3 protein-coding genes are annotated in these 14,174 nt (G+C 44.3%); all 3 read left to right on the forward strand.

Features of this window, described 5'->3' with window-relative positions:
* Window positions 1–385 precede the first annotated feature (385 nt).
* On the forward strand, window positions 386–760 hold the full coding sequence (locus G6047_RS00620) for a hypothetical protein (protein WP_169525415.1): 375 nt from the start codon (window positions 386–388) through the stop codon (window positions 758–760).
* 594 nt (window positions 761–1,354) lie between these two features.
* Window positions 1,355–6,715 (forward strand): T9SS sorting signal type C domain-containing protein, encoded by a 5,361-nt coding sequence (locus G6047_RS00625; RefSeq protein WP_169525417.1) that lies wholly within the window; start codon window positions 1,355–1,357, stop codon window positions 6,713–6,715.
* A 314-nt stretch (window positions 6,716–7,029) separates the two neighbouring features.
* A partial coding sequence (locus G6047_RS00630) for a fibronectin type III domain-containing protein (RefSeq protein ID WP_211165352.1) occupies window positions 7,030–14,174 on the forward strand: 7,145 nt, incomplete at its 3' end.

Consider the following 14,174-nt stretch of genomic DNA (forward strand, 5'->3'; position numbering starts at 1 on the left):
CTTCGCCAGTTCGCTTTGCTCGGGTGGGATGCCGCGGTTAGCCCACAGCATGAAACGCCTGGTTGTACACCTTTAGGGCAGCGACCAAAGGAAGCTCGCCCCAAAAACTGCACAACCGGTGGAGGATGCGAGGACTAAGAGTGGGCAGCCTGACGGCGGCAGATGTGTGGCTTCTGTATATGAAATAATTGTTTTCTGCCGCCGGAACGCCCTTTAAATAAAGGGTCTGAATAAAATACTATCGGTGAAATACATTGTTTAAGAGACTAAAAACCCGCTTTTTACCTAAAAATCGGCTTGAACGAGTTTTCAGGTCATTTATCGAAATTATTTCCCACAGGTTAACTGTTGCAGTAGTTTTGGCTCAGAAAATAAAACGAAAGTCATGAACAAATTTCAAAAATCAAACAACACGAACATTCTGGAAAGCAACCTGGATGTTGTAGCGCTTCGCTGGTTTTTTGTACTTGTATTTGTTGTGATGACTTGTTCAGGAGTGTTTGGACAAAACGGTAAAGTGGTTGCTGAAGGGAATGTCGAGAACCGTGAGCAATCGGCATCTGTAGAGAATCGCAATTCTCAAATGGAACTTGTAAAATGGTTCATGGGTTCAAAAGAAATCAACCAGGGTTCAAAAACTCCGGGTTCTACTAAAACGACAACAAAAAAACAAATGATCGAGTCTGGCATGACGCCAAACAGAATATTGAGCCGCACGTTGCTTAAAAAAGCTATGGCATACGATAGTTCGGTAGCTTAAAACGTACAGATTTCGTTATTATAAGTTAGGTTAAGTTAGTTTGAAAAAAGAGCCTCCTGTAACAGGGAGGTTTTTTTATGCTTTTTAATTACAGATGCTGGATTATATTGGCTTTTGTGGGAGCTTTATTGGAACGTGAGAATTATCACACATTGTCAAAAGCAACAGTCTAAGAAGTTGTTGTTCCATATCATTGTTATAAACTATATGGAAAAATTATGATATGTGCAAAAGTCTCGATATTTAAGATTTAACATCTTTTTAAAGGAAATGTAATGTTGATAAGTTCTGTATATCAGACAGTAGAGTATTGGCAAAATATTTTACATTTGGCGCGAGGGTTAATTTTAAGATTTATTTAAATCTTTTTGCAGTTATTTATTCTTTGTTGTGAAATTCATCGATAATTTTAGATGTTTTACCTGAAAAAATGGTAATACATCGAAAAGTTTGGGTTTTGACGACGGCTCCCTGCAATTTATATAAAACTTAATGTAAATTTAACCCCTTGGCGGTTGGCTTTTTAAGCGGCTGTTTATAAGGAGCGGTTTTGCCGTTTAAATGCTTTTAATACCACATTTAAAAAAAAGTGTTATGATGAAAAAATTACTTGCCCAAGGTAATTACTTACAAAAATTCAGTTTCCAATTTTTTGCGCTTTTAGCCATACTGGTTCCCGGATTAAAATCTGAAGCCCAGGTTAGCGGATATTCTTTAGCGCAATCAAATACTGCACTGACCGCTTTTGGTGCTACTGGAACACAATTGCTGACCGGAGGTGCGGGCGTGACTACTGTCAATAAGGTTTATGAGCTTCCTTTAGATGCGACTACTGTCAATTTTACTTTTAATGGCAAGACTTACACTAAGGTTTACGTTACAAGTAATGGTTTTGTGTTTTTTGATCTTACAGCTTTAACGGCCTCGGAGCTTGCTGCTGCTTACACTGAGCTTACGCCTCTTTCTTCTGCAACGGCTACATTTGAAGGAGCTATCTCTGCATTTTCCACCACAACCTCCCTGACTTATAACCTGGCAGGTACCAAACTTTCGTACAGGGTTGATGTCAGCGGTTCAGACAGAATATTAAAAATAGAATGGGTTGTAAAACGGAATGCGAGCGATACAAGTACAAGTATTGCCCAATTATGGCTTTATGACAGTGCTCATGCTACGGAACCGAATAGTATCGAAATGCGTTATGGAAATATCAGTGCGTTGGGATATAGCGGTACAAAAAATCATCAGATTGGATTGAGAGGTCGCGATACTTCCGCTGCAGAGATTCTGAATTTGAGCGATACGGCTGCATGGCCGGTTCTTCCTTCAACATTCCCAACAACGAACGTTTCGACAAGTATCGTACAGACAGGGCCAAGTGCGATTGTCGCCAATTCTGCGAAAGATTTGATTTGGAGGCCGTCAACTTGTATTGCCCCGCCTTTTAGTTATGTCGGTGCAGCTGCCACGACGGCCCAGGTTACTTTGGTTGAACCTGTTCCGACTCCTGCTGCCAGTGCTACAGCTTATTTTTATGAAGTACGTACAAGTGGTACTGCGGGAAGCGGGCCTGGAGGTTTGACTGCGTCAGGGAACTTTGCATCTGTATTTACTCCGACAGTCATTAGTGGTTTAACGGCCAATACTACCTATAGCCTCTACATCAGGACCAATTGTACGCCGACAACCAACTGGTCTTCGGCAACTGTGTTCACAACGCGTTGTACTCCGGATAATCCTGATTATTACGAATACGTAGAAGTTCCTCCAACTGTAGTGCCTGGCTTGCCACCGTGTACGAGTCGCACACAGGAAGGCCAGGGAAATGTATGGGTTACTGCCAATGCTACAGGCGGATCAACCGGGTCTGTAATAAATGGATTTACCGATGAACACCTCGAATACAATAAAAGCACTTTATATTCTGCGGATACCTGGTTTTACACCAAAGGAATAAATCTGACAAACGGAACGGTTTACCGTATCAGTTATTTGTATGGCGGATCTCATGAAACGGCCGCTATCGAAAATAAGATGAATGTGAATCTGAGTACTATTCCTAGTGCTTATGGGATGTCCGCTGCCGGAGGCGGGGTGCCTTTAAAGGATTATACAAGTATAAAGGCTTCCCCTGTTCGTGAAGTTTTCGATTATACTGCTCCGAGTACCAATCCGTATTATTTAGGTTTCCATGCATATTCCGCTCCGGATATGGGTAACCTGTATCTTGATGAGATTTCCATTGAGGTGGAAACGTGTTTCCCGCCTACGAATTTAACTGCCAACGTTCCTGTTTTGCCCGGCGGGACAACAACAGCGACAATAAACTTTACCGCTCCGTCTACACCTCCAGGAAACGGATATGAATATGTCCTGACTACAGATCCGACACCTCCGGGTTACGATACGGTTGGAACAGGAATCATTGCTTCAGGCGCAACATCGCTTACACTTAACGGTTTATCTCCAGGAACTACTTACTATATCTGGATTCGTTCAAACTGTGGCTTTTATCTGAGTATGTGGTCTGATACCAATGCGGGTACGGCAGGTTACCAAGGACTTGCTTTCACTACCAATATCGTGACGCCGCCGGCAGTAATCAATATGACCAGTTCGTCACAAACCTACACTAACTTGTGTAGCACATATACAGGTGGAGTTGCATTCCATGACGGAGGTGGTCCTTCAGGTAACTACACAGATAATGAAACCCGTACTTATACTTTTACGGCAAGTGCAGGGTATACGTTGAAATTGGAATTCGTTTCATTTTCCACAGAAGCTAACTGGGATGGATTAAGTATCTATAATGGTACTGTCCTTCCGGCGAACCTGATAGATTCAGGCCTTCCTGCAGGTTTTGCGACAAGTTGCCCTGCCGGATCGTTTTACGGTACAAATTCACCCGGGACAATTTTTTCAACAGGTACAACGATCACTTTCCGCTGGACTTCGGATCCAAGTATCACATACCCGGGATGGAGATGTTTGATATCATGTGTCAAAGTTCCTGTGATCAACACTATTTCGCCGGCAGATAACAATTGTGGTAGTCCGACTCCTGTAACCATTACTGCTTCTGGTGGAACAGATTTTACGAATCCTGCTGTTACCGGTGTGACTTTCGGAGGTGTTCCTGCAGCGAGTTATACAGTTGTTAATAGTACAACTATTACGGCTACGCCTCCTGCGAACGTTTCTACCGGAGCTATTGGTGTGACCAACAATTCTGGCGGAACAGGCTATAGTTCCCAGATATATACGGTAAATGGTCCACGTCCTACAACCACAGGTGTGACAATATGTGCAGGTGCCTTGTCGGGGCCTACATTGTCGACATCTACTGTTTGTGCTGGATATGCTGTTCCGCCAACGGTTACCGGAGTGTCTGGGCCTAACCAGTTTTACGGAAGCTGGACAGTTTCCAGTCCTACGGCTGACAGACCACAGAATAGTGCAAACTCAACCGTATGTGGTTTTGCCGCAGGAGTTGTGCGTAGTTATGATAAGATAGATTTCCAGGTTAGCCAAAGTGGTACATATACCTTCTTTATGGATACCAATAGTGCCGGTAACGATAGTATGGGATACATTGCCAAAGGTCCGTTGACTCCAGGTACCTGTAACGCAAACTTTGTAATCGGAGATGACGACTCAGGAGGCGGACTACGGCCAAGAATGATTGTAACGCTTACTGCGGGCGTCACTTATTCATTATTCTCGACAACATGGAGTGCAACTTCTTTTGGTACGTACCATTGGACTGTTACTCCTCCTTCTGGCGGAAATATTTGGTTGTTCCAGAATAGCCAGATGCAATGGTATACAACATCTTCCGGAGGTACTGCAATTGGTACCGGCAGTACATTTAACCCGGTTGGTGTAGCGGGTTCAGGATTGGCAGATACCAATACTCCCGGGACATATAATTTCTATGCGGCTTGTTCTTCAAATGCAACATGCCGTACGTTGACTACATACGTAATCAATCCGGCTCCAACAGCTGTAATTTCTCCGGCCAGCGGAACTCTATGTCCAAATACGCCAATACAATTCACTGTAACCGGAACAGCAACTACAAGGGTGTGGAGTTCTTCGGTTGCGAATACATTGTTCCTGGATGCTTTATGTACTGTGCCTTATTCTGGAACCAATGTAGCTTCTGTTTATGTTAAATCACCTTCAGCTGTTACTATCACGGTGAATGGTTCTTATGCGCTGAATTCATGTACGGTTACAAGCACGGCAACCTTCACTACTTCCACAAAAACATGGAACGGAAGCTGGACTCCGGCTGGAGCGCCAACTATCAATGACGGACTTGTCTTCAATAGTAACTATAATGTAAATGCTAACCTAACCGGATGCTCATGCTTAGTCAACAATGGTGCTAACGTAACCATTCCAAATGGGCCATCAGATTTGGGTTATACCTTGACCTTGCAAAATGGTCTTGTTGTAAATACGGGCGGGTCGTTATTGATCGAAAACAATTCAAGCCTGTTACAGAATTCTGATACGGCAGTGAATATCGTAGATGGTACATTCACTTATTTAAGATCTACGACTCAGTTGAAATTGTACGACTACACATTCTGGTCGACACCGGTTTCCCAGCAAAGTTTAGTGGGACTTTCTCCGGCTACGCTTTCAGATAAGTATTTCTATCATAACCCAACTACAAATGCTTATGTATCACTTACGTCTAATTCCATTATGGAAATAGGTAAGGGGTATCTTATCCGTGCTCCTCAAGTTGGCGTTATAGCACCGCCTCAAACTGTAGGCTGGAATGCAAATACGCCTTTTACGGCAATTTTTGAAGTGACTGCTGCTACAACAGGTAAGCCTAACAATGGGCCTTATACCGGAATCCCTGTTCAAAAGACAGGTGCCAATGTCTACAATTTGCTTGGAAATCCATATCCAAGTGCTATTGATGCAGATGTGTTTTTGAATCCGTCAGGTGTAAATGCCGGGGTTACTGATGGCACTATGTATTTCTGGACGCACAATACACAGGTAAATGGAAGTGGTAACTACGCAAGCAGTGACTACGCTATATACGACTACACCGGTGGAATAACCGCTGCAGGTGGTGGTACGGGTAATACGAATGTTCCGGATGGCAAGGTAGCCGCTGGACAGGGATTCTTTGTCAAGCGTCTGGCTGCTGACCCTGATGGTATCAAATATGCACAGTTTACCAATGCTATGCGTGTAGCCGGCCAGAACACAATGTTCTTCCGCACCGCATCGAACAATGACTCTATCCAAAAGCACCGGGTTTGGCTTAATCTAACAAATGCCGATGGTGCTTTCAAGCAAACATTGGTTGGTTATATCACTAATGCAACAAATGATAAGGAGACGTATTACGATGCTGAAATTGTCGAGGCCGGAAATGTTGTGAGTCTCTATTCTATAAACGACACCTATAAATTAGCTATACAAGGCAGGGCTTTGCCTTTCGATGTGAATGATGAAGTGCCACTCGGATTCCGTTCCGATATCACAGGAGCTTTTGAAATCTCTTTGGCTAATTTCGACGGATTATTCGGTGGTCAGGATGTCTATCTTGAAGATACATACCAGAATGTGATACACGATCTTAAGCAATCGAGCTATTCCTTCACTACTGTCGGTGGAACTTTTGAAGATCGTTTCATTCTTAGATACACGACTGAGGCTTTGGGTATTTCAAATCCTAAATTCGATGATAGTTCTGTGATTGTATATAAATCTGGTGCAGCTAATGTTGTGGTATCAACAGGGGCTAATAACATGAAAAAAGTTGCGATTTATGATGTTCGTGGCAGACTGTTAATCTGGAAAGATAACATAGATGCAACCGAAACCACTTTTGAACAATTGCCTTTTGCAAGCCAGGTTTTAATGGTTCAGGTGACTTCTCAGGACGGAAGTATAGTTACTAAAAAGATAGGGTTCTAAATAATTCCTAACGTATTGATTAAGCCCAGGATAGAAATATCCTGGGTTTTTTTATTCCTTTTAGTTAACAATTTGAAAACAATAGGGTAATTCACCGCAATTGTGTGTATTTCATCGGTTTTAACTAAACGCTTTAGCAATCATTTAACACAAATTGTTAAATTAACTGTTCCTATTTAACTCAATTTTTAACTCAATTATTAATTATGATGTACAATTACCATTCTCGAGGCCCGGGTAATTCCTGGTCCGAAAAGGAAAGGTTTGGCGTCGGAAGTCCTCCGCCGTTAATCGACCCGGGAAGCAATTCCCTAATGAAGTACGGACTGTTCAAGTCCTGGCTTTCTTTTGTGTTGTTTCTCTTTATGGGCTTTACAGGCTTTTCACAGTCAGTAGCGACCCAGACAATTACTGGTAGCGGTGTGGATTCTACCAATCCTCAGTTGGTCATCACGCCTGCTAGTATTACCGTAAATGAAGGGCAACCCATTCAGAATATTGTCATTACCGGGTTTACCACTCATTACAATTCTTCGACTGGAAGTTCAGATTATTGTGATGAATGGTACAATTTTGATTTATCTGTTACCGGCGGAACCAGTGATGGTACATCGGTTACGGGAAGTTGTGATTTTAGTGGAACCAACGTAACCGGTTTTAGTAATATCACAGTTACCGGGCATGACCTTGATGCGTGGAGTGACACGGTGTATTTTGATGTTACTTTCGAAGTGACTTATCAAACGCCTAGTTGTGCGACACCTAGTTCGGCCGGTATTACGGTTTCAAACCTTACGGCAACATCTGCCGATATATCCTGGGCTGCTATTTCTCCAGCTCCGGGAGTAGGTTATTTATATACCGTATCAACTTCTGCAACTCCTCCAGCTAATGGATCGGGAACGCCAACTACCGGAACTACTGCTTCAGTGGGCTCCCTCACGGGAGGTATCCAATACTATTTCCATCTTCAGCAGGAATGTAGTACGGGAGTTTACAGTGCTTTTGCAACCCGGTCATTTATATACAGGTTAGGCGATAATTGCGACAGTGCAGTCAACCTTGCGACTTTGACAAGTCCGTATACGGGTGATACAACAGGAATGGCTAACGATTTTACAAATAGCTGTGCCGGAGGGAATACGTCTCCGGATATGGTATTTTATCTCGACGTGCCAGCCAATTATACATTGGTGATTGGTCAGACTGAAAATGCATATGATTCCGAAAATACTCTATTCTACGGTGGTTCATGTCCTGGAACGACTCAGATTGCCTGTTATGATGATTCTGATACCACAACGAATACGTGGACAAATACAACAGGATCACTTCAACGCATCTATTGGGTGCAGGATGGATACTTTGACGAGACTAACTTCGGAACGTTTACTTTGGCCTGGACGCTTACGGCTCCTCCGACATGTATACCGCCTTCCGGTGTTACATCTACACCTTCCGCTACAACAGCAGCTATTTCATGGTCGGCTTCAGCGTCTGCTCCAACCGGAGGATATGACTATGAGCTACGTACAAGTGGAGCTGCGGGCAGTGGAAGCACCGGATTGGTCTACTCTGGCAATACGGCCGGTTTGACTTACAATCCATCGGGTTTGACAGGAACAACTGCATATACTTTCTATGTCAGAGCTCATTGTAGCAGTGAAGATCAAAGTACATGGGCATCAAGTGCATTCACCACATTGCTTCAAAACGACAATTTCGCGAATGCAATTGCGGTAGCTTGCGGTTCTACAACAACAGGAAATACTACAAATGCAACTCCGGATCAAAGTAATCCAGCTGTTTATGGTGTTGCGGCGTCTACTACATCGACACGTAACATTTGGTATTCCTTCACCGGATCGGGAGCTCCTCAATCCGTAACTGTCTCTCTTTGCGGTTCGTCGTATGATACCGCAATACTTGTGGCTACGGGAACTTCAGGAAACCTTACCTATATTGCCGGAAACGATGACAGCTGTGGTAATCAATCTGAACTCAATTTTACGTCAGATGGAACTACTACTTATTATATAATGGTTCGTGGTTACGGTGATTTCAGTTATGGTGCATTTACTATGGCGGTCACTTGTGCTGCGGCTTGTACGCCGGTTGCTTCGAATGACGACTGTACGTCTCCGATTGCCGCTACGGTAGGGACAACTCCATTGGCAACGAATAACTCTTGCGCTACACCTAGTACGCAGTCTTATCCGACTTGCGGAAGCCAGTTTGCGTCTTACTATGATACCTGGTATTCATTCAATTCCGGAACAAATACCGTATTGGAATTCTCTACTTTGGGAACTTCTCCTGTAGTGGTAGGGTATGCTGTATATTCAGGTACTTGTACGGGTCTGACCCAAGTAGGTTGTAGTACGACAGGAGCGGCTGGTAATGTGACCCTGACTGCAAATACAAACTACCTGGTACGCGCATTTTCTACATCGCCTACGGCCAGAGGGAACTTCAATTTATTAATAAAGGTTCCTTGTTTGCCACCTACAGGTTTGACAGCATCAAACGTTACTGCGACTACAGCTGATTTGAGCTGGACTGCTCCGGCAACTGCTCCGGGTTCAGGATATGAATATGCAGTAACTACATCTTCTACACCGCCTGCTTCGGGAACGGCTACATCTGCTACATCATATGCAGCAAGTGGTCTTACAGGAGGGACATTTTACTATCTGCATGTACGTTCGGTTTGTGGAGCGGGCGACTTTAGTCCGTGGGTAAGTCTTACTTTCAGGTATGTAGTAAACGATGTTTGTTCCACAGCCATCGATCTTACACCATTGACAAGTCCGATAGCCGGAAGTACAATAGGTGCGAATGATTCTTATTCTCCTTCATGTAACTCGACCACTACAGGAGATGTTGGGCCTGATACCTTTTACAAAATCACTGTTCCAAACGGTTTTACACTTGTAATAGGATTGACAGCATCTGATTATGATTCAGTACACAGCGTGTATTATGGAAGCTGTTCTTCAGAAACGAGTATAGTTTGTACTGATACCGAAGTGACCAACCATACCTGGGTGAATACCACAGGTTCGACCCAAACCGTTTACTGGGTACAGGATGCTTGGTATACAGGTTCCGGAAATTATACTTTAGCCTGGACACTTACACCGCCAGCTATATCGGTTACGAGTTTTACGCCAACTGTAATTTGCGATTATGCACGGACATCTACAACTGTAACGCTTACAGGATCTAATTTCACAGGAGCTACATCTGTAACCCTTGGATCTGAATCTCTTCCTTTTACTGTGGTTAACAACACTACGATCACTGTGAGCCTGACTACGTCGTCAGTTACAGGAACGTTTACTGTTTATAACGCACCAAACGGAACATCGGCTACCAATTCTACTCCGTTCAACATCACTATCAGCCCTGTTGTTGAGCCGATCACTGGTCCTTCAACTGTTTGTACAGGTTCTACGATTACACTTGCAACAGCTTCAAGTGCCGGTACATGGTCAACATCTGATTCGGGTATTGCAACTGTTACCGGAGGATTTGTAACAGGTGTAGCTGCAGGAACCGCAACCATATCTTACACGATTACGGAAAATGGTTGTACTACTAGCCAATCAAAAACAGTGACTGTAAGCCCTGCATTGGTTTCAAGTGATCCTGAAAGCCTGAATGTTTTGGTCGATACGCCTGCATCTTTCTCTGTAAATACATCAAATGCCCAAACTTTCCAATGGCAGGTTTCGTCTGACAATGATTCATTTACTGATCTTTCTGCAAGTGCAGTTTATTCAAACGTATCAGGAAGTGTACCTACAGGAGGTGTTGTAACATTGAACATCAGTTCTGCTACAGCTGACCTCGATGGTCTTTACTATCGTGTAGTGCTTACCGGTATTTCGCCATGTGATGATTACACCTCTGTGGGTGCTATGCTTAATGTAGGTGACATTGGGATAGAGCCTGGTACACCGGCTCCGGTTACACTTTGTTCATCCGGAACAGGAGTGGCTCAATTTACAGTTCAGACTTCCGGTGACGTGAATTTCTGGAACTGGTATGTAAATAAGAACCTCGGAGACGGTCCTGAGCCTATTAATAGTGTTGCAGACGGATTGACATACGATACTTCTGTTGACGGAACATTGACGGTTTCAGGAATTACATTTGCCAATAACGGATGGATTTTCTATGTTGAAGTAGGAAATACCGAGGTTGAGGGTTCTGTATTTGCCAACGCGACACTTACGGTTAACCAGGCTGTTTCCATCGGAACCCAACCTGCAAACCAAATTGCGTGTGGTAACCTGTCCGGCTCCAAAACGTTCTCGGTTGCAGCAACTGGAACAGGCTTGGCCTATCAGTGGCAATATTCTGCGACTGGGGCAGCCGGAACATTCTCTAACCTTCCGGCAACACCACCTGCTGGAATAACTTATACTGCGGGTACATCCACTACAAATGCACTTACTGTTAATTATACTGCTGCAACTCCTGCAGGATTCTATTATTATCAGGTAGTGGTGAGTGGAGCTTCACAATGTTCTCCGGTTACGTCTAACCCGGTATCATTGCAAATCAGTTTGCCTACAATCACGGTAACACCAGCCGCGGGCACTGTATGTACTCCATCTACAGGAGTTTTGCTTACAGCGTCAGGTGCTGTATCTTATACGTGGTCACCGGCAACGGGTCTTTCTGCTACCACTGGGTCTTCTGTAACAGCTAATCCGGCTTCGACTACTACATATACAGTAACAGGACAGGATTCCAACGGATGTTCGAATACTAAAACGGTTACCGTTACAGTTGCTCCGACACCGACGGTTACAGTATCGGCAACTCCGACATCTTTATGTTCGGGTGCTACGACACAGTTGGATGCTGTGACTCCGACTGTACCAACACAAGCTTCGAATTATAGCTTTACTGCTGTTGCCGGAACATTTACACCTTTGACAGGTGCAACGGCAACTTCTTTGGGTACAACAGATGACGATGTGCTGTCAAGTGCCTTCAACATCGGCTTTAGTTTCACCTTTAGTGGAACAGCCTATACCCAGATTGCTGCCAGTTCTAATGGACAGTTGATTTTTGGTACGGCAGGAAGCCAGAGCGCTACTAACGATCTGGCATCTACAACTTCATCTTACAGACCGTCTATTTTGGCGTTATGGGATGATATTCAGTTAACTTCTGGTGTCAAATACAAATTGGAAGGAAGTGCTCCAAACCGTGTTTTAACGGTAGAGTGGCTGAATGTAGAGTGGAATTACCAATCAAATACCGGTGTATTGTCATTCCAGGTGAAACTTTATGAGACTACAAACGTGGTTGAAATGGTCTACCGTCAGGAATCTACAGCATACAGCGCAGGTACTACAGGTGGTGCCAGTATCGGTTTGATGGGTACAACATCTGGTAATTTCTTGTCGCTTACTTCTTCAGGTACCAATCCTGGAACAAGTACTACTACAGCTACAAATAATATTACGGCAAAACCTGCTACGGGTCAAATCTATCGATTCACTCCGCCGGTTATCCCAACGTATACGTATGCCTGGACATCTACGCCTGCCGGATTTACTTCTACATTGAAGAATCCTGTAGCGACAGTGACTGGAAATACAACGTATAACGTAACAGTAACTAGTAATTCAGGATGTCCTGTGTCTGGTTCTGTTGCTGTCACAACTATTTCCGGTGCAACTATTACGACTCAGCCAGCTCAGTCAACCATTACCAACTGTCAGGGAACAGGTTTCTCTATAACCGCTGCGGCTAGTGGGCCTGGTTTGACATACCAATGGCTTAAAGACGGAAGTCCTGTAACTGGAAATGCGACTGCTACCACAGCTACACTGACCGTTACGAATGCCAATGCATTGCCTGCCGTTTCAGGAGTTTATACACTACTTGTAACTCCGGGATGTGGTGCTACTGCTACAACTAACCCGGTTACGGTTCTTATTAACCCGACTCCGACTGTAACTGCGCCAGCGGCTAAAGTTTATTGTGCTGGTTCAACTGCTCCGGCTATTGTCCTTGCAGGAACTCCGTCAGGTGTTTTGTATGACATCACTGGCGGTGCAGCAATCGGTCTTGCTAACCAGACAGGAGTTGCCAGTATTCCTGCTTTCACAACTATTGCAGGTAGTGCTACGATTACCATAACTCCTAAGGCAAATGGTTGTACGGGAACAGCGGTTACTTACGGTATTACCGTAACGCCACAGGCTGCAGCGATTACGCTTACTCCTGGAACGGCTACAATTTGTGAAGGTGCCATACAAGCTCTTACGGCGGGTAACTTTACTACTACAGGTACTGGGACTTTTGGTACGGGAACGACTGCTCCTGGCACCACAGCGTATCCAAATCCGTTGAGTGCATATTACGGTGGCGTAAAACATCAAATGTTGTTTACTGCAGCTGAATTGAATGCACAAGGATTGTTTGCCGGAAGTTCTATAGGCTCATTGAGTTTTTATCTGAACAATTTTGCGGCAAATGCCTGTACCAATTTTACCATCCGAATGGGAACTACAACAAATACAGCGTTGACCGGATTTGTTTCAGGAACGTCCACTGTATATGGTCCTACTACGTTTACACCTTCGGCTACAGGGTTGGCAACATTTACTCTTGTGACTCCTTTTGTATGGGATGGAACTTCCAACATTATTGTTGAAACCGTGCATAACGCCGGTAACACTGGTAATGGAAGTGGAACAAGGACAAGGACGTCAACTACAGCTACCAATACCGTTTATTATGGAGCGAAAGATAGCGTCGCCGGCGGAATTGCAGGCTTTGATGCTCTGGTTCAGGCAGATTATGGAACTTCAGGAGCAAGTAACTCAAGACCTAATATGACTTTTGGGTTTACAAATGCAAATGCTCCGGTATGGTCGCCTACCACTGGTCTTTATACAGATGCAGCTGCTACGACCGCCTACACAGGCGGAGGCAGGGGTGTAGTATATGCAAAACCATTGACTACGACGACTTATACAGCTACGTCAACTTCAGGAGGCGGATGTACTCAAAGTGCTACTTCTGTAATCACTGTTAATCACAATTATCCATTCTATGCAGATGCAGATCATGATGGATATGGTGCGGGATCTTCTGTAAGTGTGTGTGCAGTCAATGCTACTACACCTCCTTCAGGATACTCGTTGAACAATACAGATTGTGATGATGCAGATGCTACTAAGTGGCAATCGACTACATTATATGTAGATGCAGATTTCGATACGTATAGCTCAGGAGCTACAGCTACCGTTTGTTATGGTGCTACAGTTCCTGCCGGATATGTTGCTGCTCCTACAGCCATCGACTGTAACGACGCGGTCGCAGCCATCAACCCAGGCCATGCCGAGGTACTGTACAACGGTGTCGACGACAACTGCGACGGCAACCTCGACGAAGGCTTCCAGCTGCTTTCCAATGTGATCACCGCACA

The organism is Flavobacterium silvaticum, from assembly GCF_012911565.1.
Classification (GTDB): domain Bacteria; phylum Bacteroidota; class Bacteroidia; order Flavobacteriales; family Flavobacteriaceae; genus Flavobacterium; species Flavobacterium silvaticum.